Raw genomic sequence first — 26,647 nt, 5'->3', positions numbered from 1 at the left:
GCGTCGTGCGCTGCGCACCATAATCAAGTCATTCAAATATCTTGAGATATATGTGCTCTGGGTTTATACCCGTCATACTTAAAATTGTTTGAGTGTTGGCTGAGTGACTCGTACTTCGTGGCCACTACCAGCAACTCGAATTATTTTGGGTAGATATGAATGGAGTTTTTGAGCGCATATCAAAACAAAGGGATCGGCTATGAGCATCGATAAAAGTAAGCGCAAATTTTTAAAAGGATCATTAAGCACGGTTGCTGCGATGACTGCAATACAGATGTTCCCCCCCAGCATTCAGAAAGCACTGGCGATTGCGGCAAACAATAAAACCGGCACTATTCATGACGTCGAACACGTTGTCATATTTATGCAGGAAAACCGCTCTTTTGATAATTATTTTGGTACTTTTCCTGGTGTGCGTGGTTTCGGCGATCGCTTTACCATTCCATTACCGAATGATTTCAGCGTTTGGCAACAGGGTGATGGCAATGGGAATGTCATCTTGCCTTATCGACTCGATCAACGTCAGGGTAATGCACAACGTGTTGCAGGCACGCCGCATTCTTGGGTTGATGCCAGAAATGCCTGGGATAAAGGCCGCATGACGAATTGGCCGCAATACAAACAGCCTCAATCCATGTCCTATTTTGCTGAACAGGAATTACAGTTCCAGTTTGCCATGGCAAATGCGTTTACCATTTGTGATGCCTATTATTGTTCGCTGCATGGCGGAACGAATAGCAACCGTTTATTCCATATGACAGGGACCAACGGCGCCACCACTTCCACAGGTAAGGTGGTGGTTAACAACGTGTTTGATGAATTCAACACGGATACCGATCTGAATTATGCCTACGACTGGACAACTTACCCTGAACGCCTGGAAGCTCACGGCGTGACCTGGAAGGTTTATCAGAACCTGCCTGATAATTATACCGACAACCCACTGGCGGGATTCCGTCAATATCGCGAGGCAAATCTTCTTTCGGGCAAACCTGTCTATAACGACCTGGATTTTGATGATAACCCGGCTTATGACCCGGCGGTTGATAGTAATGGGTTGTACAAAGGTGTGGCCAATACCATGCCCGACGGCGGTTTTCTGGCCAGTTTTAAAGCGGACGTCCTGGCAGGTAACTTACCGCAGGTGAGTTGGATTATTGCGCCTGCTGCCTATTCTGAACACCCCGGTCCTTCCAGCCCGGTACAGGGGGCTTGGTACACGCAAGAAATTCTGGATGCATTAACTGCGGATCCAGAGGTCTGGAGTAAGACGGTATTATTTGTCAACTTCGACGAAAATGATGGCTTTTTTGACCATATGCCGCCCCCGTGCGCCCCTTCATTGGACGAGAATGATCAACCTGTCGGCAAATCGACACTCAGCGATGAGCAGTTATCGTATGAGTATTACACGCACCCGGTAGTTGATGGCACCAGAATGCCCCCTCAGGACAAAGATTGTTATGGCCCTGGCCCACGTGTGCCGATGTATGTCATTTCCCCTTGGAGCCGTGGCGGTTGGGTTAATTCACAACAGTTTGACCACACGTCGGTACTACGCTTTCTGGAAGCGCGATTTGGTGTGGCAGAAGAGAATATCAGCCCCTTCCGGCGTGCCGTATTTGGCGACTTAACCAGTGCGTTTAACTTTGCCAATCCTAATGTTGAACCATTGCCTACGCTGGCGGGGCGTAGTACCAAAGAGTACGCGGACAGACTGCGGCAAATGCAGGAGACCCTGCTAAAGATCCCGGTCCCGTCAGAGCAGGGCTTACCGACTCAGCAAGTGGGGATAAAACCTTCACGCGCATTGCCTTATGAACTGCATACCAGTGCCCGTACGGATGCGCAGGCTCAGATAGTGAGCCTGATCTTTGCCAATACGGGCAACCAGGCGGCGGTATTTCATGTATACGATAAGCTGCATCTGGAGCGTATACCACGCCGTTACGTCGTTGAGGCGGGTAAGCAATTAGATGATATTTGGGTACTCGATACCGCCGATGCAGGGCTTTATGATTTGTGGGTACTTGGCCCGAATGGCTATCATCGTGCTTTTGCTGGGGAATTAACTCAGGGTAGCAGTGCTGCGGAGCCGGAAATACGAGTCTGTTATGACATCACTTATGGCAAGGTGATGGTCACCTTGATGAACAACAGCGATCGGCCCTGTGTCTTTAATGTTGCGGCAAAAGCATATCTTGGCGATGGGCCTTGGGTGATTAGCGTGGCCGCGGGTGCACAGCAAGAACAGACCTGGGATCTGAGTGAGAGCGGTAACTGGTATGACTTTGAGGTGACGTGCCAGGAGTTACCGGTTTACTACCGGCGTTTTGCTGGCCGCATTGAGACCGGCAAGCATACCATCACCGATCCAGCCATGGGCATGTTATAGGGCATTGCCCATCTGAATCTTATTCCGGTGAACCTGCGTCAGTGCTGTTCAAAAGCGCATTGCGTTTTTGAACAGCAGCTCGAATTATCTGGGGTATAGCGCACGGTTTTTTAATCGAACAGCTTGCAGCCATCCCCCCACATTGTTCATCAATTCGCCATCCCGACGTAACGCGATTGTCATCAGCAAGCGGCAACATAACGCTAACTTTTGTTATGGAGCGCCGATTATGAATACCATCGCTGTCTGCATATCCCACCAACCAGGTAACGTGTCGGAGTTTTTTCTATGACACACTTATCTAGACATCCGACCAGTTACCCGACACGCTATCAGCAGATTGCCGCCCAGTTGGAACAGGAACTGGGTAACCAATACCGTTGTGGCGATTATCTGCCCTCTGAACAACAGCTTGCCGAACGTTATCAGGTCAATCGCCACACGCTGCGCCGTGCAGTAGATCAACTGGTCGATCGTGGCTGGCTACAGCGCCGCCACGGTATCGGCATTCTGGTGCTGATGCGTCCCTTTAATTATCCGCTGCATGCCAATGCCCGTTTCAGCCAGAATTTGCTGGAGCAGGGCAGCCACCCCACCAGTGAACGTTTGCTTGCGGTACTGCGCCCGTGCAACGGGCATATTGCCAGCGCACTTTCGCGCCAAGAAGGGGAGACCATCATCCACCTGCGCACTTTGCGCCGTGTGAACGGGATCCCGATCAGTGTGATCGACCACTATCTGCCCGATCTTGACTGGTGGCCCGCATTGCAACAGTTCCACAGTGGTTCACTGCATCAGTTTATCCAGCAACATATCCATCAGCCGCTGACTCGCCATCAGACTCGCATCAACGCGCGTCGTGCTCAGGCTAAAGAGAGCCGCCTGCTGGAGATCGCCACCCATGCCCCTTTGCTGTGCGTGCGCACCCTGAACACCTGTACCGGTAGCGAGCGGGTGGCGGAATATTCCGTCAGCCTGGCGCGTGCCGACATGATCGAACTGACAATGGAGCACTGAATGCAAGCTTTACAGCAGAGACAACGCTGGATGTCGGTGTTGGCGCATAGCCAGCCAGCTCAGTTGCGCAGCCACTGGCAGGCGCTGAACCTCAGCCCGAGTTACCACAGCTTGCGCGCACCGGAGATCGGTCTGGCCCAGTTGCAGGGGCGGATGGGGGCCACGGGCCGCCGTTTTGTGCTGGGGGATATGACCGTCACCCGCGCAGTGGTGCAGTTGGAGAACGGTGGCCAGGGTTACAGCTATATCAGCGGGCGAGACAAAGCCCATGCCGAACTGTGTGCGCTGATTGATGCCCTGCTGCAACAGCCCGGCAGCCATGAACTGTTGCAACAGCGGTTGATTGAACCCTTGGCGGCACTGCAGCAGGAGCAGCGCCAACAGCGTGCCCGTTCTGTTGCTGCCAGCCGAGTGGATTTCTTCACGCTGGTACGAGGGGAGTAAACCATGACGTTATTGGCTGGATTTGACCAACCGATTGAGCAATCTCAACAGGTTTTCCGCCTGATTTTAAAAGCCTTAAGTGAACCGGGGCAACAGGTGACGTTGCCGGGGGGCCCAGCATGGAGCACGTTGAACGCCGCCAGCACCGCCGTCTTGCTGACGCTGGCCGATCGGGAAACCCCGCTTCATCTCTCCGCAGGGTTAAACAATCAACAAGTGCTGACCAATATTCGCTTTCATACCGGAGCGCCGCTTGCTGCCAAGCACGGCGAGATTGGTCTGGCGCTGTTCGATGAGCATCTGCAGGCTGCTGATTTGCAGGCATTACCGCATGGCAGTGAAATTTCGCCAGAGCTTGGCGCCACCCTGCTGGTGCAACTGAACACCCTGGAGGGCGGCCCGGCGCTGCGGCTGACGGGCCCCGGCATTGAAAAACAACGGGAAATCTCACCCCAGTTGCCCAGCGCGCTGCGGGATTATCTGCTCGAACGGCCACAGCGGTTCCCGCTGGGCCTGGATATCGTCCTGACCTGCGGTGCATGCCTGATGGCACTGCCGCGAACCACCCACGTGGAGGAGTGCTGATGTACGTTGCGGTAAAAGGGGGCGAAAAAGCCATTGAGGCAGCCCATCAATTGCAAGAACACCTGCGGCGTGGCGATGAAAGCGTACCCGAGCTCAGCGCAGAACAGCTCGGCCAGCAGCTTGGGTTGGCGGTGGATCGGGTGATGACCGAGGGCGGTATCTACGATCGCGAGTTGGCAGCGTTGGCGATCAAACAGGCCAGTGGCGATCTGGTAGAAGCCATCTTTCTGCTGCGAGCCTATCGCACCACTTTGCCGCGCCTGGCGGTGAGTGAACCGTTGCTGACTGCCAATATGCGGTTGGAGCGGCGCATTTCGGCGGTTTACAAAGAATTGCCCGGCGGTCAGGTGCTTGGCCCGACATACGACTATACCCACCGGCTGCTGGATTTTGCGCTGCTGGCGGAAGGGGCAACGCCAGTGGCACCGCAGGGTGACGAACCGCTGCCGGAAAGTTGCTCCCACGTGTTTGACTTGCTCTGTCAGCAACAGTTGGCACTGGCCGAGCAGGACGATGGCCGCGTGCCAGACGACATCACCCGCAATCCGCCGGTCTATCCCTGTTCACGGTCGGCTCGGCTACAGCAGTTGGTACGCGGTGATGAAGGCTTCCTGCTGGCATTAAGCTACTCCACCCAGCGCGGTTATGGCCGCAACCACCCGTTTGCCGGGGAGATCCGCAGCGGTTCGGTGACGGTTGAAATTGTGCCAGAGGAGCTTGGTTTCGCGATAGACATTGGCGAAATCCTGCTGACCGAATGCGAAACGGTGAACGGCTTTGTCGATCCCCCCGGTCAGTTACCGCATTTCACCCGGGGTTACGGGCTGGTGTTTGGCCGTTCAGAGCGTAAAGCCATGGCGATGGCGATGGTGGATCGTGCCCTGCAAACCGCTGAATACGGCGAAAGCGTCACCAGCCCAGCGCAGGACGAGGAATTTGTGCTGTCTCATGCCGATAACGTGGAGGCCGCCGGTTTTGTATCCCACCTCAAATTGCCGCACTACGTTGATTTCCAGGCTGAGCTGGAACTGCTCAAACGCTTGCAACAGGAGGCACGTGATGAATGACGTATTGACCGGCTACAACCTCGGTTATCTGGATGAGCAGACCAAACGCATGATCCGCCGCGCCATTTTGAAAGCGGTGGCAATCCCAGGTTATCAGGTGCCGTTCGGTGGTCGCGAGATGCCGATGCCTTACGGCTGGGGCACTGGCGGTATTCAGATCACCGCCAGCATAATTGGCCGTGCCGACGTGCTGAAGGTGATCGATCAGGGGGCTGACGATACCACTAATGCCGTGTCGATCCGCCGCTTTTTCCAACGGGTTGCCGGGGTAGCCACTACCGAACGCACGCCGGAGGCCACGCTGATCCAGACCCGCCATCGCATCCCGGAAAGCGCGTTACAGGCGGATCAGATCCTGATTTATCAGGTGCCGATCCCGGAACCGTTACGCTTTATCGAACCGCGTGAAACCGAAACGCGCAAAATGCACGCGCTGGAGGAGTACGGCGTGATGCAGGTGAAGCTGTATGAGGATATTGCCCGCTATGGCCATATCGCCACCACTTATGCCTACCCGGTGAAGGTCAATGATCGTTATGTGATGGACCCTTCGCCGATCCCGAAATTCGATAACCCGAAGATGCACATGATGCCTGCGTTACAACTGTTTGGTGCCGGGCGTGAAAAGCGCATCTACGCTTTGCCGCCGTTCACCAAGGTGGAAAGCCTGGACTTTGACGATCACCCGTTCAGCGTGCAGCAGTGGGATCAGCCTTGTGCCCTGTGCGGTTCGCACCAGAGCTATCTGGATGAAGTGGTACTCGACGATCGTGGCAGCCGCATGTTCGTTTGCTCAGACACCGACTTCTGCCAGCAACAATTAGATCAAAAGGTGCCGCACTGATGATTCCCGTTCCGTTGAGTTCCACGCCGCTGCTGGCGGTCAACCATCTCACCCATCTGTATGCGCCGGGCAAAGGTTTCAGCAACGTATCGTTTGATATCTACCCCGGTGAAGTATTGGGTATCGTCGGCGAGTCCGGCTCGGGTAAAACCACGCTACTAAAGTCGATTTCTGCCCGCCTGGCCCCGCAGCAGGGGCAGATCCTTTACCGCCCGCAAAACGGCCAGCAACAGGATCTGTATGCCATGGCAGAAAGCGATCGCCGCCGTTTGCTGCGCACCGAGTGGGGCGTGGTGCACCAGCATCCGCTCGACGGCCTGCGCCCGCAGGTATCTGCTGGTGGCAACATTGGTGAACGCCTGATGGCGATCGGCCAACGGCATTACGGCGAGATCCGTCAGCGGGCCAGCCAATGGCTGGAGGACGTGGAAATCCCGGTTGCGCGTATCGACGATCTGCCCACCACCTTTTCCGGCGGTATGCAGCAGCGTTTACAGATCGCCCGCAATCTGGTGACGCACCCTAAGCTGGTGTTTATGGATGAACCCACTGGCGGGCTGGATGTTTCCGTACAGGCACGTCTGTTGGATCTGCTGCGCAATCTGGTGGTGGAAATGCAGTTGGCGGCGGTAATCGTCACCCACGATCTCGGCGTAGCCCGCCTGCTGGCTCATCGGCTGCTGGTGATGAAACAGGGGGAAGTGGTGGAAAGCGGCCTGACCGATCGGGTGCTGGACGATCCGCACCATCCATACACTCAATTGCTGGTCTCTTCGGTGCTGTCGTAACACAGGTGACATAATGACGATTAAAATCCGGGTGGAACACCTCAGTAAAACTTTTATCCTGCACCAGCAACATGGCACCCGTCTGCCGGTACTGCATGATGCCAATCTGATCGCTCGCAGCGGCGAATGCGTGGTGCTGCATGGTCATTCCGGCAGCGGAAAATCCACGCTGCTGCGCTCGCTGTATGCCAACTATCAGCCGGACAGCGGCCAGATCTGGGTGGAGCATCAAAATCAATGGCTGGAACTGGTACAGGCCGAAGCACGGCAAATCCTGGCGGTGCGCCGCCATACCATTGGCTGGGTCAGCCAGTTTCTGCGGGTGATCCCGCGCATCAGCGCGTTGGAAGTGGTGATGCAACCGCTGCTGGAGTCTGGCGTCAGCCGTGCAGAATGCCGTGAACGTGCCGAAGCCTTGCTCAGCCAGCTCAACGTGCCGCAGCGCCTGTGGCCATTGGCTCCCTCAACGTTTTCCGGCGGTGAACAGCAGCGCGTCAATATCGCCCGTGGGTTTATCAAGGATTACCCGATCCTGCTGCTGGACGAACCAACGGCCTCCCTCGACAGCCGCAACAGTGCAGCGGTGGTGGGGCTGATCGAACAGGCCAAACAGCGCGGTGCGGCCATTGTCGGTATTTTCCATGATGAGGGCGTCCGCCAACAGGTGGCCGACCGGTTACACGATATGCAGGCACCGCAAGTGCTGGAGACGCCATGATTATCAATAATGTCAAACTGGTACTGGAAGAGCAGATCGTCGCAGGCTCACTGGAAATACGCGACGGTTTGATCCGCAGCTTTGCCGATACTCCAAGCCAACTACCACAGGCGCTGGATGGTCAAGGCGGCTGGTTGCTGCCGGGGCTGATTGAGCTGCACACCGACAACCTGGACAAATTCTTCACCCCGCGCCCGAATGTCGACTGGCCTGCACATTCGGCGATGAGCAGCCATGACGCACTGATGGTCGCCAGCGGCATTACCACGGTGCTGGATGCGGTGGCAATCGGCGACGTGCGCGACGGCGGCCACCGGCTGGAAAACCTGCAGAAAATGATTGATGCGGTGATCCGCAGCCAGCAGGCCGGAGTGAACCGTGCCGAACATCGGTTGCACCTGCGCTGTGAACTGCCCAATGCCAATACTCTGTCGCTGTTCGAACAGTTGATGGACCGGCCGGGCGTGTCTCTGGTTTCGCTGATGGATCACTCGCCGGGCCAGCGTCAGTTCGCCTCACGCGAAAAATACCGTGAATATTATCAGGGCAAATATCATCTGAGTGACCAGCAGATGAGCGAGTTTGAACATGAGCAGATTCAGCTTTCTGAACGTTGGTCTACGCCCAACCGGGAGGCGATCGCCGCACACTGCCGGGCGCGCCGTATCGCGCTTGCCAGCCATGACGACGCCACCGCCGAGCATGTGGCTGAATCTCGGGCGCTGGGCAGCGTTATTGCCGAATTCCCGACGACCGAAGCCGCCGCCCAAGCGTCACACCAGCAGGGGTTACAGGTGCTGATGGGCGCGCCGAATATCGTGCGCGGGGGTTCCCATTCCGGCAATGTGGCGGCTCATCATCTGGCCGCGCTTGGCGTGCTGGATATTCTCTCTTCCGATTATTATCCAGCCAGCCTGCTGGATGCGGCATTCCGCCTTAGCGCCGACGAGCGCAATAGCCTCAACCTGCCACAGGCGGTGCAACGCATTACCCGCAACCCGGCACGGGCGCTGGGCCTGCAGGATCGCGGTCTGATCGCCGAAGGGTTACGGGCGGATCTGGTACTGGCGCGGCCACACGCGGAGCATATCTATGTGCAAAACGTCTGGCGGCAGGGCAAGCAGGTGTTCTGATGGCCCAGCTTATTTATCTGATGGGCCCCTCGGGTTCTGGCAAGGATAGCCTGCTCGAACGGCTAAAAACCGATACCCGCGCTGGGTTGCTGGTGGCCCACCGCTATATTACCCGCCCGGCAGAGTTGGGTTGCGAGAACCATATTGCGCTCAGCGAAGCGGAGTTCCTGCGTCGCCGAGCCAGAAAGCTGTTTGCCCTCGACTGGCAGGCGCATCAATATCATTACGCCTTGGGCATTGAGATTGATCTGTGGTTGCTGCAAGGGAACGACGTGGTGGTGAATGGTTCGCGGGCACACCTGCCGCAGGCGCTCAGCCGCTATGGCACCAGACTATTGCCGATCTGTTTGCAGGTTTCACCCACCGTGCTGCGCCAACGGTTGGAACAGCGCGGGCGCGAGAATGCTGCCCAGATCGAACAGCGTTTGGCGCGTGCGGCTGACTATCAGCAGAGCTTACCGGCGGGTTGCCGTCTGCTGGATAACAACGGCGATCTTGGGCAGACCCTTGAGGTGCTGCTGGCGGAATATCTGTGAGCTTTGCTTTAGAGGGGATATTAATGCAACTGACCTTTCTTGGTACTGGCGGTGCCCAGCAGGTGCCGGTGTTTGGCTGCGACTGCCTGGCTTGCCAACGGGCACGCAGCACGCCGGTTTTCCGGCGGCGCTCCTGCAGCGCCATGTTGCGCTATCAGGGGGAAACGACCCTGATTGATGCGGGGCTAAGCTCACTGGAGCGGCGCTTTGCGGCAGGGGAGATCCAACGCTTTTTGCTGACGCATTACCATATGGATCACGTGCAGGGATTATTCCCTTTGCGTTGGGGCTGTGGCGAAACTATTCCGGTTTACGGCCCGGCTGACGAGCAGGGCTGTGACGATCTGTTCAAGCATCCGGGGATTCTGGCGTTTCAACCGTCGCTGCTGCTGTTTGAGACCATCGAATTAGGTGGGTTGCGCATCACGCCACTGCCGTTGATTCACTCCAAGCTCACGCAGGGATATCTGATTCAAGCGCGTGGAAAAACGCTTGCCTACCTGACCGACACGGTTGGCCTGCCGCCAGAAACCGCACGCTATTTACAGCAGGTTAAACTCGATTTGCTGGTGTTGGATTGCAGCCTGCCGCCACAGCCGCAAACGCCGCGCAACCATAACGATCTGACCCGTGCGCAGGAGATCCAGCAACGTGTGCAGCCGTGCCGCATGCTGCTGACGCATATCAGCCATAAGCTGGATCTGTGGTTGATGAGAAATGCACTGCCGCAGGGTATGGAACTGGCGTTTGACAATCTGGGTATCGAACTCTGATTAACATCATCTTCTGTTCATAAAACCATCACCTCGATGTCATGAAAGTAGCCGTTAATAGGAGCACATTCTGATTCACCGTTAAAATTAGAGATATCACATGGTTCAGGCACTGTTAAAACTGGCACAAAGCGATTATCCAGAACAACAACTGTTTCCTTTACGCAAAGTGTTATCCATCAAAGGATTAGCCAAGGCTTATTCCTCTCAGCAGCGCGTGTTGGATGACATCAATTTTGATCTGCATGCCGGGGAGTTGGTGGCGGTCATTGGCCGCTCAGGAGCGGGTAAATCCACCCTGTTGCATACGCTGAATGGCACTATTCCGGTCAGTAGCGGCGAGATGCTGCACTTTGACGACAGCGGTGCGACTCAGGATATCGCACAGTTCACCCCTCGCCAGATGCACCAGTGGCGTGCCCGTTGCGGGATGATATTTCAGGATTTCTGCCTGGTGCCGCGCCTGGATGTGATCACCAATGTTCTGCTTGGCCGCCTCAGCCACACATCGACCCTGAAATCCTTCTTTAAAGTGTTCGACGACGCAGACCGTGCGCGGGCGATCGAACTGCTGCAATGGCTGAATATGCTGCCGCATGCCCTACAGCGTGCCGAGAATCTATCCGGCGGCCAGATGCAGCGTGTGGCGATTTGCCGGGCGCTGATGCAAAACCCGAAAATCCTGCTGGCCGACGAGCCGGTGGCGTCACTCGATCCGAAAAACACCCGGCGCATTATGGATGCGCTGCAAAAAATCAGTGAGGACGATATCGCGGTGATGGTTAACCTGCATTCGGTCGAACTGGTGAAGGAATATTGCACGCGGGTCATTGGTATTGCCCAGGGGAAAATTATTTTCGACGGCCACCCATCGCTGCTTAATGAGCGGATTTTGCACCAACTGTATGGCGAAGAAGCCAACCAGATCCATTAATCACCCGAGTTTTTTCTTCACCTTTATCTTTTCACACAGGGCAAGCGCAATGAAAAAATTATTCATTCTGACCAGCATTATGGCTGGCACCATGATGGCATTTAATGCAGGGGCGGCGGGAGCACCCAAGGAATTGAATTTGGGGATTATGGGGGGGCAAAACGCCACTCAGCAGATTGGTGACAACCAATGTGTGAAGCAGTTTCTCGACAAAGAGTTAAACGTGGATACCAAACTGCGCAACTCTTCTGATTATGCCGGTGTGATCCAGGGGTTACTGGGTGGCAAGATCGATCTGGTATTCGGCATGTCACCCTCTTCATTTGCCTCGGTGTATATCAAGGATCCCCAGGCGGTCGAACTGGTCGGGATCGGTGTGGATGATGTCGATCAGTCTAAAGGTTATCACTCGGTGGTGCTGGTCAAAGCCGATAGCCCTTACAAAAAGCTGGAAGATCTGAAAGGCAAATCCTTCGGTTTTGCTGAACCAGATTCCACGTCGGGTTTCCTGGTACCCAACCAGGTCTTCAAAAAGCAGTTCGGTGGTTCAGCGGACGACAAATATAACAACTTCTTCTCCAGTGTGACTTTCTCCGGTGGCCATGAGCAAGACATCCTCGGCGTGTTGAACGGCCAATTTGAGGGGGCCGTGACCTGGACATCAATGGTGGGGGATTACGACAGCGGCTATAGCAGCGGGGCTTTTGGCCGCTTGATCCGTATGGATCACCCAGACCTGATGAAGAAGGTTCGTATCATCTGGCAGTCGCCGTTAATCCCGAACGGCCCGGTTCTGGTGCGTCAGGCGCTGCCGGCTGATTTCAAAAGCCAACTGGTTTCAGCTATCAAAAAACTGGATAAAGAAGACCATGCCTGTTTTATCAAGGCCATGGGCGGTAAACAGCACCTTGAAGACGTCAAACTGGCGGAATATCAAACCATTATTGATATGAAACGCGAACTGACTAAAGGCGAGCGTTAAGAACTTCCCCTCCCCGACGCTTTTGCTGGGGAGGGGAATATTCACTCGGTCACAACATGATGGGAAGTAATTTTGAACACCGACTTCGCACAGTATTATCAACGCATCCGCAGCAGGCAAAAGCGTGAAGCCTTGATCTGGTCACTCGGGCTGGCGGTACTCTATCTCGGCGCGGGTCGCGTTGCCGAATTCAATCTGTATACCCTGTGGGTTTCCTTTCCTCATTTCTTTGATTATCTGGCAGAAACCCTTCCGGTGTTGCACTGGCATGCATTATTTGCTGATGGCCGGACCGAAGGCTCCTTGGCTTACTGGGGCTATCGTCTGCCTATCCAGTTGCCGCTGATTTGGGAAACCGTGCAACTGGCGCTCGCTGCTACCCTGTTTTCTGCCTTGGTGGCTGGCGTGCTGGCCTTTCTGGCGGCAAAAAATACCCACAGCCTGACGAGCCTGCGTTTGGTTATCCGCACGCTGGTGGCGTTTTTACGCACCATGCCAGAGCTGGCCTGGGCAGTGATGTTCGTGATGGCGTTTGGCATCGGAGCGATCCCCGGTTTTATGGCGCTGGCGTTGCACACCATTGGCAGCCTGACCAAGCTGTTCTATGAGTCGCTCGAGACCGCGTCTAGCAAACCGGTGCGCGGCCTGTCTGCCTGCGGTGCTACACCGCTGCAGCGTATGCGTTTTGGCCTGTGGCCACAGGTGAAACCGGTATTTTTGTCCTACAGCTTCATGCGTCTGGAGATCAACTTCCGTCAATCCACCATCCTGGGGTTGGTTGGGGCGGGCGGCATCGGCCAGGAACTGATGACCAATATCAAACTCGATCGTTACGATCAGGTCAGTATGACGCTGCTATTAATTATCCTGGTGGTAGCCCTGTTGGATTATCTGTCTGGTGAACTGCGTAAACGCGTCGTAGAGGGGAAACACTGATGCCTGTTCAATCATCATCCGCAGCCGAGCTGCAACGGATCAAACAGCAGCATGCGGAAATTTTTGCTCGTCAGGGCCGCTATTTGCGCACAGTCGGTGTGATTGCCGCCGCAATCGCGCTGTATTACGTGTTCTTTTTCCTGTGCTTTGGCATTGCCTGGCCACAGTTTACCCATGGTTGCCAACAGATTGGCCGTTACTTTGTCCGGATGTTTGTCTGGCACGATTTTGCCAACTGGCCGTTCATGTATTACTTCCAGCAGATCTTTATTACGCTTGCCATCGTGTTCGCCGGTACGCTGACTGCCTCATTGATCGCTTTACCTCTTTCGTTTTTTGCCGCCCGTAACGTGATGTCATCCCCCTGGTTGCGCCCGATCGCCATGCTAGTACGCCGTTTGCTCGATATCCTACGGGGGATCGACATGGCGATTTGGGGGCTGATTTTTGTGCGTGCGGTGGGAATGGGGCCGTTGGCGGGGGTGTTGGCGATCCTGATGCAGGACATCGGCTTACTGGGCAAACTGTACGCCGAAGGGCACGAAGCGGTAGAGAAATCCCCCAGCCGTGGGCTGACAGCGGTTGGCGCCAACAGTTTACAGAAGCATCGCTATGGTATTTTCACCCAATCTTTCCCTACCTTTCTGGCGCTGAGCCTGTATCAGCTTGAATCCAATACCCGCTCTGCGGCGGTACTGGGTTTTGTCGGTGCGGGAGGGATCGGCCTGGTCTATGCCGAAAACATGCGCTTGTGGAACTGGGATGTGGTGATGTTTATCACCCTGATTCTGGTCGTGGTGGTGATGATGATGGACAAGATATCTTCGATCCTGCGCAACAAATACATCCTGGGGGAAGAGGTTCCTCTTTATCAGAAAGGCCAGTCAATGAGCCCCAGTTCACCGTAGATGATTTTTGCTGTTCAGATATGTGGTTCGAAAGTCAGTCATTGATAACCCAAGGTACTATAACATTAAGTGACTAATAGAAAGTGCATACAGATAGCGGTTAATATCTTCTACATCATGCCCTCGTTTAAGGTGTTAATTGATACGAAGGAACCCCACCGTAGGCCAACCATATCGATTACTTGGCTGGTTTCTCAACATAACCTCAACAGAATCTATTAAAACTTAAGCCCAATAGTGGTTTTTGTTTTATCCCGCCTATAAAAAAAGTAGGAATAATATTGTTTTTTAACAAAATATCAACATTTCTACTTTCGTTTTTTTTTCATGTCCTGTAATTATTTTTTATGGTTTTTTTATTTATATCTTGTTGTATTTAAATTAATTTTATCTTGGTTGTGTAATTTTACCGATCGCAGTATCAAGGTTTTTTTTCAATTTAAATTGAATCTACTTTCGTTTTTTATTGTGTTTTTGATTTGTTTTTTTTAATTTTTTAGGTGGATTCTTGGTGGTGTTGAAATAAAAAATCAAGATTGATCTTAGATTTTTTTTAGGGCTATAATTAGGCCATGCATTACGGTGTTGAAAGTAATGATTGTCATATTGACCTGTTGTCATTAAAGGATGTGACGGAAATTTTTCGTCTAAAGCTAACCCAAGGAAGCGGTTTAACATGGAAAGTAACCTATTTAGCAGTACCTTCATAAAATCCGCTTGCAGATTGAAAGGTTAGTATTCTTATTTCAATTTCAGTCAAGAAAAGTAAATTCACCACATTCTTTTGTAAGTGAAAAAATTAATCCTGTCCTCTTTGGGAAGACATGAATTCGCCATGAGATCAGGTTAATAGAAAGTAGTGTAGTAACTCGTTGTCAATACAGGAAAAGACGAAGTCAATATTTCGTCAATAGCTAATATAAGGAAGATGTTTAACATGAAAATGAATAAAATTGCATTTGTTGCTGCTGGTTTGGTTTTGTCTACAGCGGCTCTGGCCGATAACACCATTAAATTCCAGGGCGAAGTGGCCGATCAGACATGTAATGTCAGCATTAACGGTAACGCCTCAACACCGCTGATTCTGCTGCCAACCGTGTCAACCGCAACTTTGGCAACTGCTGGTGCAACTGCTGGGCAAACACCGTTCACCATCAGCTTGAATGGTTGTACGGCCTCTGCCACTACCACGGCAATTAACACTGTTTTTGTTGGTAATAACCTCACCGCTGGCGGTCGCATGGGTAACACCGGTACTGCCGGTAACGTGTCTCTGCAGTTGGTTGACCCTGCCACATCTGCTAACCCTCTGGATCTGACGGGTCAGATTGGGAACGCAGGTCTGTCTCTGGCCGCGAACGCCACCTCAGCAGCACATGACTTCGCTGTGGAATATTATTCTGAAGGCGCTGCGACCCCAGGTTCTGTGCTGGGTAGCGTACAGTACGCCGTGTCTTACCAGTAATCATTGGCCCCTTCCACTGCGGTGGAAGGGGCACTCCGAGAGGATAATTCCGGTGATGTTCAAATATTCTGGGGCCGCATTTGTTGCGTTCTCTGCATTCCTTTTTTTGTTATCTCCCCCTCTGGCTGCCAGCGTTGTGATGCTCAATACCCGGATCATTTACCCTGCGGAGGCACAATCACAGACGGTACAGCTCACTAATAACGACAGTATCCCTTATGTGATGCAGATGTGGTCAGACATAAATAATCCCTCTTCTACTCCTGAGAGTGCTGATGGACCCTTTGTGGTGATACCTGCTTTGTTCCGTATTGAACCCAAAACGGGTCAAGCGGTACGTCTGGTGTTTACCGGTAAAAATCTGCCACAGGATCGCGAATCGGTATTTTATTTAAACAGTGTGCAGATCCCACCGAAGAATATGGCCAGCGATAGCGATAACCAGATGCTGGTGGTACTGCGTAACCGGCTCAAGATTTTTTATCGCCCTAAAACTATCGTCGGTAGTCCAGAAAAAATCGCCGAACAACTTCATTTTTCACTGAAGCAGCAGGCAGGGAAATGGGTATTAACCGCACGTAATGATTCTGGCTATTATGCTTCTTTTATTAAAGCCACAGTAATTATAGGGAATAAAAGCGTGCCGTTCAAGGCTGATATGGTGGCACCCAAATCCCAGGCTAATTGGGCATTAGAAAATAATATTCATTCTCCGGCTGGTGCTCAGAAAATTAAATTTACCTTGATCAATGATTATGGTGGTCATACCAGCTTGGAAGCCGGTCTGAACTGAGCGAACCCTATTCCATTTTTGAATACCCAGGATATCGTGTTTAAGGGACTGAAGTCATGCACGCAAAAATAACCATTTCCACAGGCTATGCCGATATTCGCCACGGAAAGATGAGGTTGAACCGTTCGCCTGTTAATGGGGCCCGGCTTAAGCCGCTGGCACTCTTGCTGGGGATGTTGATGCCACAGGCTTTCGCTGCAACGGACAATTCTCAATTTGAATTTGATGACAGCATGCTGGTGGGTAGTGGTAAAGAACAAAAAAGCATTGCACGCTTTAATCAGGCGAACGCCATTGAGCCCGGCACTTATCAGGTTGACGTCTTCGTCAACGGTGATTTCTTTACCCGAAAGTCCCTGCAGTTCGCTGCGGGGGAGCAGGGCCGTGTCTCCGCCTGTCTGTCACCAGAGATGCTGCTGGAGGCAGGCATTTTACCTAGCGCAATAAAAACGAAAAGCGACTCGTCAGTCCATTGTTCCAGTCTGGAACAGCAGGTGGATGGAGCCTCCAGCCGTTTTGATTTTGCACGCCTGCGCCTCGATCTTTCTGTGCCACAGTTGCTGATGAAGCGCGAAGCGCGCGGGGCCGTACCGGTCAGCGATCTCTCCGCAGGGGAAACCGTGGCGTTTACCAACTACGACACTAACTACTATCGGACCCGAGCGTCGGGCAATACCGCAGATTCGACCTATCTGGGCCTGAACTCGGGTATCAACCTCGGTCTGTGGCAATTTCGTCAACAGTCGAGTTATACCCGTTATACCAGTGACGGGAACCCGAGCAACAGCAAATGGAACTCGATACGCACCTATGTACAGCGTCCGCTGCCATCGCTCAGGAGCCAGGTGACGCTGGGGGAAAGTTTTACCCCCGGTAGCCTGTTCAGCAGTATGGGGTTCCGTGGCGTTTTGTTTGAAACCGACGATCGTATGCTGCCCGAATCACAACGCGGCTATGCGCCGACCATTCGTGGCGTGGCCTCGACCACGGCTAAAGTCAGCGTGCGCCAGTCGGGTGTGCAGATTTATCAGACCACCGTTGCCCCCGGCCCGTTCGTTATTGATGACCTGTATCCCACCAGTTTCCAGGGTGACCTGGTGGTGGAAGTGCAAGAGGCCGATGGCCGCGTATCGTCCTTTACCGTGCCGTTCTCTGCCGTTCCAGACTCGGTGCGGCCGGGGCATTCGAACCTGAGCCTGGCTGCCGGGCAGGTCCGTAACATTGGTAACAGCAATGCGACCTTTGCCGATATGGTTTATCAGGCCGGTTTGACCAATGCTATCACCACCAACTCGGGGATCCGGGTATCTGACGGTTATCAGTCGTTGCTCGGCGGTGCCGTGCTCGCCAATCAGTGGGGGGCGGTAGGCATCAATGCGGTGTATTCACGGGCTAATCTTTGGGGGGACACGCTGGATGGTTGGCGTCTGGGGGCTACTTACAGCCGTACCTTTACCCCAACGTCCACCACGCTGTCGCTGGCCGGGTACCGTTATTCCACACAGGGCTATCGTGATCTGAGCGATGTCCTGGGGTTACGCAATGCCTATGACAACAATAAAGTCTGGTCATCCAGCACGTATCAGCAGAGCAACCAGTTTGTGGCGACGGTCAGCCAAAGCCTGGGGGAATACGGCCAGCTTTATTTCTCCGGTTCAACCAGCAGTTACCGTGGTGGACGCGGGCGAGATACCCAGTATCAGATGGCCTATTCGCACAGCTATAACAGCATCAGCTATAACCTGTCGCTTGCCCGCCAGCAAACGGGCAGTACCCGGTACGGCGTCCAGTCGGCTGATGAGGTTTCCAGCGGCAACACGCAAAATATTGCCATGTTCTCGGTGTCCATTCCGCTGGGGGCCGGTTCACGTTCGCCGATCCTCTCTTCCAACGTGAGCCATTCGACGGGGGACAATGGCAATACCAGCTATCAGACCTCATTGGCGGGGACGCTTGGGGAAGATCAGCGTCTGAGCTATGCCGTCAATGGCGCTTTCGACTCCGGCGGTTCGGGGGCCAGTTTTGGTACCAACCTGACCCAACAGATGTCGATGACCACCGTCGGTGGCAGTTTCTCTCAGGGCAAGAATTATACCCAGGGTGGGGCCAACGTGCGCGGAGCCGCCGTCTTGCACAGTGATGGGGTGACGCTTGGCCCGTATCTGGGGGATACCTTTGCCCTGGTTGAAGCGGATGGGGTGAAAGGGGCAGAAGTGATTAACGGGATGGGGGCCAGGATCAACCACTTCGGCTATGCCATCGTACCTTCACTGGTGCCTTATCGTTACAACGACATCAGCCTGGATGCCAAAGGTATTGAGAACGCCAGCGTCGAGCTGACCGAAAACCAGCAGCGCGTAGCGCCCTATGCCGGTTCGGTCGTTAAAGTCCGCTTCAAAACGCTGGAAGGCTATGCCTTGCTGATCAAACTGTTGGGTGCAGAAAGTAGCGGTTTGCCACTGGGCAGCAACGTGTATGACAGCAATAACGCCGTGGTTGGCCTGGTCGGCCAGGGTAATCAGATTTATGCCCGAGCATCCGGCAAACAAGGCACATTGCGAGTAAAGTGGGGAGAAGGCGCCAGCGAGCAGTGCACGCTGAATTACGATTTACGCGGCCAGGACGTGGGGCAATCCCTGTACCGCCTCGAGTTACCCTGCACCCGCAACTGATGCGCTGTGTTAAACAGGAGACAAGTATGAGCAAGCATTTTATTGCCACGCTACTGGCGTGGACGGGGATGACACTGGCTGTGCCAGCGTGGGCCGAGTGTTACAAAATTGTAAAGTATGATAACAGCCCTACAAGTAATACCTATACCGAAGCGGGGAAAGGGACCGCTGCGAAATGGACTGGTTCGACCGATCCCTCCGGATCCACGGGGACGTTGCCAACGGTGGTCAATGTCAACAACAGTACCTTTCAGCCGGATGGCACCTTGATTGCCAGTGGGATTGTCAACTTTCTGGAGTCTGGCCTGGAGACGTATAATCCTGACCAGATCCTGTTTCGTTGTACCCCCAGTGAAGCCGGAAAGATGATGGAATTTTATTCCACCAATGGTGATTACGACTATGGCGGCAAGCAAGAGGTTGGTTCTGCCTATGGGCTGCCGGAGTCTTACCAGACTTGGACTACAGGTATGGCGTTGCGTGCTACCAACCTGACTACCGGTGAATATTACTCCCGTTACTGGAAAGCCCGCCCCTTGACCAACCTGGATACCGACTCTCAGGGGTGGTTCCTGGTCAAAGCCAAGGACTTCAGCAATACCAAAGTGGAATTATTCCGCCTCAGTAATTCCAAAGGGGGAGATGCCAAAACAGGTATTTATTCAAAGAGCCAACCCTCTGCCTATATCGCTTTCCAAGGGGGAAGCTTTTCAAAAGGTTTGTATATTGGAGCAGACCACAATAGCAATTGGAACGGTTTTTATGACTACTGGCCCGGTGCTGTGAATTTGTATAACCGTATCTACATTCGCCGTGCGGCTACCTGTTCGGTCACTAACGTTACACCGACGGTGCTTTTCCCGACGATCACGGTAGCAGAGTTGAAAGCTGGCGTAACACGCCAACGGCCGATTACCATTCGGTTTGGCTGCCAGACGGGGGCTCCGGCCAATAGCAACCTCACGGATAAGCTCGTCAGTGGTATCGGGGCAAACCAAACGGCAATGGGGATCCTGGTCAATCCAGCCAATGCGGCAGCGGCAGTCTCTGCCGGGTTTGGTACTGCCGGTTCAGGGGTCAGCTATCTGTTGTCAGACGGTTATGGTACGGATCCTAACGTTGCCACCGGTGTGGGTATTCAGATTTCACGCCCGAACGGCACCATTTTGAATCTGCTCAGCACCTTGAATGGCTCGGTATTGGGGGGGAATACTGCAGGCTGGTACCCGGTATTGGACGATGCCACTGCAGGGGGAGCTGTTGGCGGTGTTTCGACCTATACCAAGACCCTGAATGCGACGCTGAAAGCCCTGCCGGGCAAAACGGTCACCGCAGGGAAAGTGATCGCTACCGCGCAGGTCATTATCCAGGTGCAATGATGCGAAAGTTAATTGGGCTATATCTGGCTGGCGGGTTATTTTTCAGCAGTTGGGCACAGGCAGGCGTGATGATTGAATCATCACGCGTGGTGTTTTCTGCTGCCGATCGCGAACTTTCACTGCTGCTGTCGAACGATAACCCTTATCCGGTGATTGTGCAGACCTGGATTGACGATGGCTCACCGGACGGAACCCCTGAAACGGCGGGAGATGTGCCGGTGTTGCCTCTGCCGGGGCTTTTCCGGCTGGAGGCAGGGGAAAAGAAAAACCTGCGGCTGTTGGCTACCCAGATAAAGCAGCCACAGGATCGTGAATCTTTGTATTGGCTGAATATTTATGAGATACCCCCCACCGACGCCAACTTGCCGCCTGGCGTTTCAGCGGTGAAAGTGGCGGTGCGTTTGCAATTGAAGATGTTTTATCGGCCAAAAAATCTGAAGCCAGATGTTGATAAACTGACAGAACAGCAACGATTCAGTGTATACCGCCAGCCTGGCGTACTGAAACTCAAAGTCGAAAATACGTCGCCTTATTACGCCACGTTCAGTGCGGCCAACGTTACCGGCGGTGATCGCTCACGCCAGCTTGATATTGGTATGTTGGCGCCCTTTGCCACCAAAATGCTGGATATCGCCGATGCAGCTAACTGGCAACCCAATAGGGTGAGCTATAGCCTGATTAATGATGATGGTAATGGCGTTAAAGGTGAACAACCTCTGAAGCCCTAATTTTTTGTGGTTTGTTGTTAATATTTTTCGTCCTAATAGAGTAAGCCGCTGCTGTTTCTCTCTGGAAGACGCCACGCTTGTGTAGGGGCCAATATTAGAGCGGCGAGTATGCTGGTCGCTGATGTACCTCAAAGGGGGGTATAGGCAATTAATCAATATGTATGGATAGATAAATTGAAAAGGATATTAAGTAATGACTGATCGATTAAGTAATAACGCTTATTTTAAAGCGACGGTGCAATTCCTGTTACCTCTGACACTCAGAACTGTGATGTTTCTGAATCGTCAGGAATAAAGGGCCTGGAAATAGAATGAATTCACGTATTTTTATTGCCCTATGGGATAGTGACTTGTTCCTTTTGCAGGGGGTAAAGTATCTTTTAACTGGCTATTTTCAAGCTAAAGATATGACAGTTGCCTTTATTCCCGTTGCAGGTTCAAATGTTGTTGATTTGAGCGTTATTGACCTGGTAATCGGCGGTGAGTTTGTCGGTAAACAGAATAGGCCTGATCGGCAGAATATCTCTATTGTCAGGCACATTTTTGGGCGGCGCAACCTGTATCAATATAGGGAAATCAGCCGCAATGAAAAGCCCGAAACGGTGGTGTACTTGTTGAATGAACTGTTTAATACGGTAACTGCGGATAATTTACTTTTTGCACAAGGTGATATAAAAATCAGCCCAAGAGAACAGGAAGTATTGCAAGGCATTGCCAAGGAGTTGACGCCTTTACAAATAGCTGGCTGGCTGAATATTAGCGTCAAGACTGTCAGCGCCCATAAACGTGTGGCGATGCGAAAACTGGGGCTCAGAAATACTAATGAACTGTATAAATGGTTATTAGAGGGCGGGCTTAACTCGGGAACGGAAAATCGTTAAGAGCGCAGGTTAAATACGAGTGGGTAAAACTTGATTTTTTATTGGAATGTTTATTAAGTATCTTGTCATATTTAACGTTGGGGAAGTAAAGTGGCTTCTATATTGAATGAGTGGCAACCTTGTTCCCCATCTGCAGATGGGGGCTTGGTGCCATTTGTTGATACGAGCAACGCATCTTGGTGACGTTCCCAGATTTAATTAAGGTTTTTGTCTCATTATCATGTTCTGGTTCTTATCCGTTGGCAGTGGACTCTCTGGTTGGTTGCTCACCAGGCTCGTTAGTGGAATAGGTTTTATCGGTGCTTGGGCAGTATAGATCCCCGTTTGATTAACAGCGATGTCGCGCTCTGCAGCTACAAGGTGTGCCACCGTGTGTTGGCAATAACGACCTTGGCACGGCCCCATACCACTACGACAGGCCAGCTTTACGCTGTTGATGGAAGTTACGTGGGGATGAGCCTGGAGAAACTCGCTGACTTGCCCAGCGGTTACATCTTCACATCGGCAAATTAAGGTCTCGTTGGTGGCCAGCCTGGCAAGCGCGTCCAGACGCGGTGCAAAAAAAGCCGCAACGGTATCGGCAAAAGGCTGTGCCCGTCTCAGCGCTCGACGAGCAGCAACTACCTCAGTGGCTGCATCAGATTTGAGCAAGGCAATAATAGACAGAGCCGCCAACTGGCCTTGGCAGTGAGCCACTTCAGCCCCCGAGACACCCGCAGGCTCTCCTGCCACATAAATATGCTCCATCGACGTGCGCATTTCTTCATCATGCTTAACCACCCAACCTCCTCGCTCGGGCTGCCAGTTGACCTGACATCCTGCCTGACGAGCAAGTTCGGTGCTGGCCAAAAGACCGTAACCGATGGCCACGCCATCAACCTTAAGGCTGCGTTCGGTATCAGGAATAGGTGCCCAGCAAGAGTCAACATCAGTTAAGGTCACGCGTTCAACGCGGTCCTTACCTTCAACCCGGGTGAGAAGAGTCGAAAAACGCAACGGTACACGTTTGTGCCACAGCTTGAAGAAAATGCCTGTAAGTTGAAAGAACAGTCGCCAATGATCAGGGAGTGCGCGCCAGCCCGCCAGGATTTCGCGCAGTTGTGGCCGTGGCCGGGCAATGGCGATCTCTTGGATTTGTACACCGGCATCAAGGAGTTGCTCAGCCAGTAACAGCAGCAAGGGATGGGAACCTGCGAGTACATAGCGTTGAGCAGAACACAAAAACTGGCTTTTCAACAGTGTCTGAACTCCACCCGCGCTCATCACACCGGGTAGAGTCCAGCCGGGGAGGGCGACTGGCAAATCGTAGGCACCCGTGGCGATGAGTAACTTGCGGCCTTCAAGCAGGTATGTTTGTTCTTGCTGGAAAATAGCCAGTTGCACGCCCCCTTTAACCGGGTGAAAAACGCCCCAGGCGATACTCGAGTAATACCACTGAATACGGGTGTTGCTACGCGCTTGCTCAAGCAATTCCTTGCCAAACGGGTAGCTGGTAAAGGCACTGCTCAAAGGAGCCTTGAACGTTGCGGGAGGTTGGCGGAAAATTTGCCCTCCGGATGCGGCTTGTTCATCGACCACTGCCACATGCAATCCCGCTTTATCAGCCTGCAGGGCAGCCGTTAATCCGGCAGGCCCGGCACCGACGATGACGAGGTCATAGTTCCGCGTTTCAGGTTGCATCAGCCACCTCTACCACCATCCCTGGGCTGACCAGCGTCATGCAACTGCGCTGGGTTTCCAGCCCGTTGATAGTCACCAGGCATTCATAACATACACCCATATTGCATACCGGTGCCCGCAGCGTTCCGAGCACGCTCCGTCGAAAGCCGCGAATCCCGGTACTCAGCAAGGCGGTAGCGACGGTCTCACCGGGATAACACCAGGTCTCATGACCATTCACGAGTATTTTTATTGGATTGGGGCGCAAATTGGCCACCGGTTCAAGACGTTTGGAATCAGGCAAGGGTAAGGCTCCCAAAACGACGAGGATCAAAAGGCGTAATGTCTAGTGTTGCAGGCTGGCCAAGGATGCGTTCAGCCAGCAGTCGGGCATAGGTGGGGCCCAGGGTAAACGCCGAGCCGCCTGTGGCAATGAACAGGCCACGGCTCTTAGGCACTTCACCCAAGAGCGGCAGTTGGTCGGCAACCAGCGCAGTGGTGCCGGTCCAGACACGTAGGATAGAAACCCTTTTCAGCTCTGGAACGACGGCCAGTGCGGCACTCATATTGCCCGTTAACGAAGGCATTAAAAGTTCAGGCCGACGTTCAAGGTCATGCACTCCCTGATGGTGATGCAAGCGCGCAGGCCAGCCACCGCCAATCAGAATCTGGCCATCACCCGTTTGCTTGAGTGAAAGGCGTCGGCCAGCATGTTGAATCAGATGCGTTATTAATGGTTGGGTACGCATGGTGGTGGTCATGGTCAGCGCAACGGGGCTTACAGGCAGGCTGATACCGGCCATGGCAGCCACTCTTCCTGACCAGGCACCTGCGGTAATTGCCAGTGTGCTGGCCTGGCATTCACTGCCATCGCTGAATTGCACCCGCCAGGCACCTGACTCATAGTTTAATGCCACAACGCCAAGACCGCTGTCGATACGGGCACCAAGGCGAGCCGCTGACGCAGCATAAGCCAGCACACAACGGCGTGGATCTGCCTTGCCTTCTTGCGCACAAAATGCGGCTCCCAGGATCTGCTCACTGAGATAAGGCGCACGACGCTGCACTTGCGCGGCATCCAGCATTTCAACATCCAGACCATTGGCCTGTTCGAGGGCGATTTTCCGTTCCAGAACGGCAAGTTGCTGGGGCGTCTCAGCCACCATCAACCCGCCGTGCTGTACAACGCCGACCGGCATCCCAAGCTCAGTTTCAAGCCCAGCCCAGGCGTTTTGCGCATCCAGGTGCAGCGGCATGGCTTCCGCGGCTTTATTGGCGGCTGCGATACCATTTTCGATCATGCGGTATTCAAGCTGAAAATGCAGGCTGCCTGCGTTCTGGCTTGATGCAGCACTGTTCAGTTGGCTACGTTCGACCAAACGCACGGTGGCCCCTGCTTTTGCCAGGTAATAGGCAACGGCACTTCCCAGCAACCCACCGCCGATCACCAGGCAATCCAGTGGGGCTTGTGCTTCGAACCGTGGGGTATTCATTGAGCGGTTGGGTTAACGATTTCAATACCCAAACTTGTCAGCGTGGCGGCAACTGACGCCACTTCAGCCGCATTCAGTTCTAACAAGGGTCGGCGCACAAAGCCTGCTGGCACCCCACGTAAACGCAAAGCCGTTTTCAGGATCGCCTGAGCGCTGCCAAAATTACCGGCAAAATCCTTGTTGAACCAGGCACGCATGATCACACGATCACGTTCACCTAACTCAATCGCTCGTGCTTTATCACCGCTGCGTAGCAGATTCCAGAAATCAGGGTGATCGCTTCCCAGTACACCGCCAGCCCCCATCAAGCCGTCACCATGGCCCATTTCGACCAGGTCGGCACCCAGTTTGGTGGTGGGCACATTAAAGTAACGTACCTTGTCAGAGAGCCGATAAAGCCCGTCAAGAAAGGCCGCAAAATCTGGCGTTGAGTTTTTGATGGCGACGACATTATTGATATCGGCCAAACGATCCAACAGGTCGATATTCATATCAACCACACACCCACGTGGCCAGTTGTAGATGCACAATGGGATGTCGGTAGCATCAGAGACATCCTGATAAAACTGGATCAATTCGTTGGCGTTAGGAACCATGTAGGGCGGAGGTGTCAACAGAATTCCGTCCAGCCCTGCACGTTCGGCGGCATGGGCATGGCGGATAGCCTCTGCGGCGGTAAACGCGTTGCAACCGCCGATCACCGTCATGCGTCTGTCGATAACCCGTGCAGACTCACTGAACAACTGGGCCCGTTCCGATTCGCTCAGGCTAAACCATTCTCCCGAGGTTCCCGCCAAGACCACACCGTGCATGCGTTGCTGAACATACCATTCGAGTTGGCCCGCCAGACCCGTTAAATCCAGGTCGCCTGCACGGGTGAAAGGGGTAGTGATGGCCGGAATATAGCCGTACCAGTCGATATCGTTTCTGTTCATCTGACACCTTTAATGGCCTAAAATCATCAAGGAACAGGTGGCGTGATCGACATCAGGATCTCTACAGCCTCTTGCCCTTCGTTTATGTAGCGATGTGCTGCGTTAGCGTCGAATGCTATATTTTCACCCGCGTTGACCACGTAATGGAGATCACCAATCATTACGCTGAGCGTGCCACGCAGCACATAGACGCTTTCAAGCGCCGGGTGCCGCAATGGTTGCTCAGATGAAAACTGCCCTGGCTGAAAAACCGCCCGCAGCACTTCCATTTGCCCGTTCCCTTGGGTCAGGCGTTCATAGCTCACACCCCCCTTAGGCCCCATCAGCGTAGTGCGTTCACCTGGGCGGCTGATCCAAACGCTTGGCGCGCTGGGATCGGCGAAAAGCGCTGACATTGATTCGCCGAACACATTACTGAGCCTGCGCAGGGTAGTCAGGCTGGGTTCAGTGACTTCCCTTTCAATCTGGCTCAACAAGGTTGCCGACAACCCGGTCGTGGCGGCTAAAGCCCGCAGCGATAGCCCACGCGACATGCGTAACTCTTTCAGACGTTTTCCTAGCACGTTCAGTTTCTCCAAACGA

At 53.5% G+C, this 26,647-nt stretch carries 26 protein-coding genes; 21 read left to right on the top strand and 5 right to left on the bottom strand.

Translation table 11 applies throughout. The features are described 5' to 3' along the window. Positions 1-199 precede the first annotated feature (199 nt). From IV04_RS19360 to IV04_RS19260, 21 genes are all read left to right on the top strand, one after another. A complete protein-coding gene (locus IV04_RS19360) occupies positions 200-2,395 on the top strand; it encodes a phosphocholine-specific phospholipase C (RefSeq protein ID WP_037396849.1) in 2,196 nt (731 codons plus the stop codon). Positions 2,396-2,683: 288 nt separating this feature from the next. After that, the gene (gene phnF, locus IV04_RS19355; RefSeq protein ID WP_037396850.1) at positions 2,684-3,412 is read left to right on the top strand and encodes a phosphonate metabolism transcriptional regulator PhnF; all 729 of its coding nucleotides are present in this window, start codon (positions 2,684-2,686) and stop codon (positions 3,410-3,412) included. Beyond that, positions 3,413-3,856 (top strand): phosphonate C-P lyase system protein PhnG, encoded by a 444-nt coding sequence (gene phnG / locus IV04_RS19350; RefSeq protein ID WP_037396853.1) that lies wholly within the window; start codon positions 3,413-3,415, stop codon positions 3,854-3,856. It begins immediately after the preceding gene. Positions 3,857-3,859: 3 nt separating this feature from the next. Beyond that, positions 3,860-4,441: a phosphonate C-P lyase system protein PhnH gene (gene phnH / locus IV04_RS19345; RefSeq protein WP_037396856.1), complete on the top strand. Its 582-nt coding sequence runs from the start codon at positions 3,860-3,862 to the stop codon at positions 4,439-4,441. Beyond that, complete coding sequence (locus IV04_RS19340) at positions 4,441-5,508, top strand: carbon-phosphorus lyase complex subunit PhnI (protein ID WP_037396859.1); 1,068 nt, start codon at positions 4,441-4,443, stop codon at positions 5,506-5,508. The genes phnH and IV04_RS19340 overlap by 1 nt, the downstream gene beginning before the upstream one ends. Beyond that, on the top strand, positions 5,501-6,352 hold the full coding sequence (locus IV04_RS19335; protein WP_037396863.1) for an alpha-D-ribose 1-methylphosphonate 5-phosphate C-P-lyase PhnJ: 852 nt from the start codon (positions 5,501-5,503) through the stop codon (positions 6,350-6,352). The genes IV04_RS19340 and IV04_RS19335 overlap by 8 nt, the downstream gene beginning before the upstream one ends. Continuing rightward, positions 6,352-7,140, top strand: a complete 789-nt coding sequence (gene phnK, locus IV04_RS19330) for a phosphonate C-P lyase system protein PhnK (protein ID WP_037396865.1) — start codon at positions 6,352-6,354, stop codon at positions 7,138-7,140. The genes IV04_RS19335 and phnK overlap by 1 nt, the downstream gene beginning before the upstream one ends. 13 nt (positions 7,141-7,153) lie before the next feature. Next, positions 7,154-7,858 carry a phosphonate C-P lyase system protein PhnL gene (gene phnL, locus IV04_RS19325; protein WP_037396867.1) on the top strand — a complete coding sequence of 235 codons (705 nt, stop codon included), beginning with the start codon at positions 7,154-7,156 and terminating at the stop codon, positions 7,856-7,858. Further along, positions 7,855-8,991, top strand: a complete 1,137-nt coding sequence (phnM, locus tag IV04_RS19320; RefSeq protein ID WP_037396870.1) for an alpha-D-ribose 1-methylphosphonate 5-triphosphate diphosphatase — start codon at positions 7,855-7,857, stop codon at positions 8,989-8,991. The genes phnL and phnM overlap by 4 nt, the downstream gene beginning before the upstream one ends. After that, complete coding sequence (phnN, locus tag IV04_RS19315; RefSeq protein WP_037396872.1) at positions 8,991-9,527, top strand: ribose 1,5-bisphosphokinase; 537 nt, start codon at positions 8,991-8,993, stop codon at positions 9,525-9,527. The genes phnM and phnN overlap by 1 nt, the downstream gene beginning before the upstream one ends. A 23-nt stretch (positions 9,528-9,550) precedes the next feature. Further along, positions 9,551-10,300, top strand: a complete 750-nt coding sequence (gene phnP, locus IV04_RS19310; protein WP_037396875.1) for a phosphonate metabolism protein PhnP — start codon at positions 9,551-9,553, stop codon at positions 10,298-10,300. 100 nt (positions 10,301-10,400) lie between these two features. Continuing rightward, complete coding sequence (gene phnC / locus IV04_RS19305) at positions 10,401-11,234, top strand: phosphonate ABC transporter ATP-binding protein (RefSeq protein ID WP_037396878.1); 834 nt, start codon at positions 10,401-10,403, stop codon at positions 11,232-11,234. A gap of 49 nt (positions 11,235-11,283) precedes the next feature. Then, a complete protein-coding gene (gene phnD / locus IV04_RS19300; RefSeq protein ID WP_037396881.1) occupies positions 11,284-12,216 on the top strand; it encodes a phosphonate ABC transporter substrate-binding protein in 933 nt (310 codons plus the stop codon). Between the two features lie 72 nt (positions 12,217-12,288). Further along, positions 12,289-13,152, top strand: coding sequence for a phosphonate ABC transporter, permease protein PhnE (phnE, locus tag IV04_RS19295; RefSeq protein ID WP_037396883.1), 864 nt, complete (start codon positions 12,289-12,291; stop codon positions 13,150-13,152). Further along, positions 13,152-14,060: a phosphonate ABC transporter, permease protein PhnE gene (phnE, locus tag IV04_RS19290; RefSeq protein ID WP_037396886.1), complete on the top strand. Its 909-nt coding sequence runs from the start codon at positions 13,152-13,154 to the stop codon at positions 14,058-14,060. The genes phnE (IV04_RS19295) and phnE (IV04_RS19290) overlap by 1 nt, the downstream gene beginning before the upstream one ends. Positions 14,061-15,003: 943 nt before the next feature. Then, entirely contained in the window at positions 15,004-15,525 is a 522-nt protein-coding gene (locus IV04_RS19285; RefSeq protein ID WP_369794945.1) for a fimbrial protein, read from the top strand. 55 nt (positions 15,526-15,580) lie between these two features. After that, on the top strand, positions 15,581-16,318 hold the full coding sequence (locus IV04_RS19280) for a molecular chaperone (RefSeq protein WP_037396890.1): 738 nt from the start codon (positions 15,581-15,583) through the stop codon (positions 16,316-16,318). A gap of 56 nt (positions 16,319-16,374) precedes the next feature. Next, positions 16,375-18,990 (top strand): fimbria/pilus outer membrane usher protein, encoded by a 2,616-nt coding sequence (locus IV04_RS19275; RefSeq protein ID WP_037396892.1) that lies wholly within the window; start codon positions 16,375-16,377, stop codon positions 18,988-18,990. 26 nt (positions 18,991-19,016) lie between these two features. Next, positions 19,017-20,369 (top strand): fimbrial protein, encoded by a 1,353-nt coding sequence (locus tag IV04_RS19270; RefSeq protein WP_051916869.1) that lies wholly within the window; start codon positions 19,017-19,019, stop codon positions 20,367-20,369. Then, the gene (locus IV04_RS19265) at positions 20,369-21,097 is read left to right on the top strand and encodes a molecular chaperone (protein ID WP_051916868.1); all 729 of its coding nucleotides are present in this window, start codon (positions 20,369-20,371) and stop codon (positions 21,095-21,097) included. The genes IV04_RS19270 and IV04_RS19265 overlap by 1 nt, the downstream gene beginning before the upstream one ends. A gap of 311 nt (positions 21,098-21,408) precedes the next feature. Next, positions 21,409-21,978 carry a response regulator transcription factor gene (locus tag IV04_RS19260; RefSeq protein ID WP_037441243.1) on the top strand — a complete coding sequence of 190 codons (570 nt, stop codon included), beginning with the start codon at positions 21,409-21,411 and terminating at the stop codon, positions 21,976-21,978. A gap of 198 nt (positions 21,979-22,176) precedes the next feature. Here the strand turns inward: IV04_RS19260 and IV04_RS19255 are convergent, their stop codons facing one another. The 5 genes from IV04_RS19255 to IV04_RS19235 are packed head-to-tail and all read right to left on the bottom strand — an operon-like array spanning position 22,177 to position 26,628. Further along, positions 22,177-23,658, bottom strand: coding sequence for an FAD-dependent oxidoreductase (locus IV04_RS19255; RefSeq protein WP_051916867.1), 1,482 nt, complete (start codon positions 23,656-23,658; stop codon positions 22,177-22,179). Next, positions 23,648-23,941 carry a (2Fe-2S)-binding protein gene (locus tag IV04_RS19250; RefSeq protein WP_072010926.1) on the bottom strand — a complete coding sequence of 98 codons (294 nt, stop codon included), beginning with the start codon at positions 23,939-23,941 and terminating at the stop codon, positions 23,648-23,650. Before IV04_RS19250 ends, IV04_RS19255 begins: the two co-directional genes overlap by 11 nt. Next, a complete protein-coding gene (locus tag IV04_RS19245) occupies positions 23,934-25,130 on the bottom strand; it encodes an FAD-binding oxidoreductase (RefSeq protein WP_037396899.1) in 1,197 nt (398 codons plus the stop codon). Before IV04_RS19245 ends, IV04_RS19250 begins: the two co-directional genes overlap by 8 nt. Then, on the bottom strand, positions 25,127-26,065 hold the full coding sequence (locus IV04_RS19240) for a dihydrodipicolinate synthase family protein (RefSeq protein WP_037396902.1): 939 nt from the start codon (positions 26,063-26,065) through the stop codon (positions 25,127-25,129). The genes IV04_RS19245 and IV04_RS19240 overlap by 4 nt, the downstream gene beginning before the upstream one ends. 26 nt (positions 26,066-26,091) lie before the next feature. Further along, positions 26,092-26,628 carry a helix-turn-helix domain-containing protein gene (locus IV04_RS19235; RefSeq protein WP_037396905.1) on the bottom strand — a complete coding sequence of 179 codons (537 nt, stop codon included), beginning with the start codon at positions 26,626-26,628 and terminating at the stop codon, positions 26,092-26,094. Positions 26,629-26,647: the final 19 nt, after the last annotated feature.

The organism is Serratia sp. Ag1 (assembly GCF_000743355.1).
GTDB lineage: Bacteria > Pseudomonadota > Gammaproteobacteria > Enterobacterales > Enterobacteriaceae > Chania.
This window is presented reverse-complemented; position numbering and strand designations above follow the sequence as displayed.

What these genes read in the sequence shown, in the direction of transcription:
- phnE (WP_037396886.1), top strand. Translation starts at nt 13,152, where the DNA reads ATGCCTGTTCAATCATCATCCGCAGCCGAGCTGCAACGGATCAAACAG.
- IV04_RS19255 (WP_051916867.1), bottom strand. Translation starts at nt 23,658, where the DNA reads ATGCAACCTGAAACGCGGAACTATGACCTCGTCATCGTCGGTGCCGGG.
- phnK (WP_037396865.1), top strand. Translation starts at nt 6,352, where the DNA reads ATGATTCCCGTTCCGTTGAGTTCCACGCCGCTGCTGGCGGTCAACCAT.
- IV04_RS19280 (WP_037396890.1), top strand. Translation starts at nt 15,581, where the DNA reads ATGTTCAAATATTCTGGGGCCGCATTTGTTGCGTTCTCTGCATTCCTT.
- phnN (WP_037396872.1), top strand. Translation starts at nt 8,991, where the DNA reads ATGGCCCAGCTTATTTATCTGATGGGCCCCTCGGGTTCTGGCAAGGAT.
- phnP (WP_037396875.1), top strand. Translation starts at nt 9,551, where the DNA reads ATGCAACTGACCTTTCTTGGTACTGGCGGTGCCCAGCAGGTGCCGGTG.
- IV04_RS19285 (WP_369794945.1), top strand. Translation starts at nt 15,004, where the DNA reads ATGAATAAAATTGCATTTGTTGCTGCTGGTTTGGTTTTGTCTACAGCG.
- phnM (WP_037396870.1), top strand. Translation starts at nt 7,855, where the DNA reads ATGATTATCAATAATGTCAAACTGGTACTGGAAGAGCAGATCGTCGCA.
- phnL (WP_037396867.1), top strand. Translation starts at nt 7,154, where the DNA reads ATGACGATTAAAATCCGGGTGGAACACCTCAGTAAAACTTTTATCCTG.
- IV04_RS19270 (WP_051916869.1), top strand. Translation starts at nt 19,017, where the DNA reads ATGAGCAAGCATTTTATTGCCACGCTACTGGCGTGGACGGGGATGACA.
- IV04_RS19335 (WP_037396863.1), top strand. Translation starts at nt 5,501, where the DNA reads ATGAATGACGTATTGACCGGCTACAACCTCGGTTATCTGGATGAGCAG.
- phnF (WP_037396850.1), top strand. Translation starts at nt 2,684, where the DNA reads ATGACACACTTATCTAGACATCCGACCAGTTACCCGACACGCTATCAG.
- IV04_RS19265 (WP_051916868.1), top strand. Translation starts at nt 20,369, where the DNA reads ATGCGAAAGTTAATTGGGCTATATCTGGCTGGCGGGTTATTTTTCAGC.
- IV04_RS19340 (WP_037396859.1), top strand. Translation starts at nt 4,441, where the DNA reads ATGTACGTTGCGGTAAAAGGGGGCGAAAAAGCCATTGAGGCAGCCCAT.
- IV04_RS19240 (WP_037396902.1), bottom strand. Translation starts at nt 26,065, where the DNA reads ATGAACAGAAACGATATCGACTGGTACGGCTATATTCCGGCCATCACT.
- IV04_RS19275 (WP_037396892.1), top strand. Translation starts at nt 16,375, where the DNA reads ATGCACGCAAAAATAACCATTTCCACAGGCTATGCCGATATTCGCCAC.
- phnD (WP_037396881.1), top strand. Translation starts at nt 11,284, where the DNA reads ATGAAAAAATTATTCATTCTGACCAGCATTATGGCTGGCACCATGATG.
- IV04_RS19245 (WP_037396899.1), bottom strand. Translation starts at nt 25,130, where the DNA reads ATGAATACCCCACGGTTCGAAGCACAAGCCCCACTGGATTGCCTGGTG.
- phnH (WP_037396856.1), top strand. Translation starts at nt 3,860, where the DNA reads ATGACGTTATTGGCTGGATTTGACCAACCGATTGAGCAATCTCAACAG.
- phnC (WP_037396878.1), top strand. Translation starts at nt 10,401, where the DNA reads ATGGTTCAGGCACTGTTAAAACTGGCACAAAGCGATTATCCAGAACAA.
- IV04_RS19260 (WP_037441243.1), top strand. Translation starts at nt 21,409, where the DNA reads ATGAATTCACGTATTTTTATTGCCCTATGGGATAGTGACTTGTTCCTT.
- phnG (WP_037396853.1), top strand. Translation starts at nt 3,413, where the DNA reads ATGCAAGCTTTACAGCAGAGACAACGCTGGATGTCGGTGTTGGCGCAT.
- IV04_RS19360 (WP_037396849.1), top strand. Translation starts at nt 200, where the DNA reads ATGAGCATCGATAAAAGTAAGCGCAAATTTTTAAAAGGATCATTAAGC.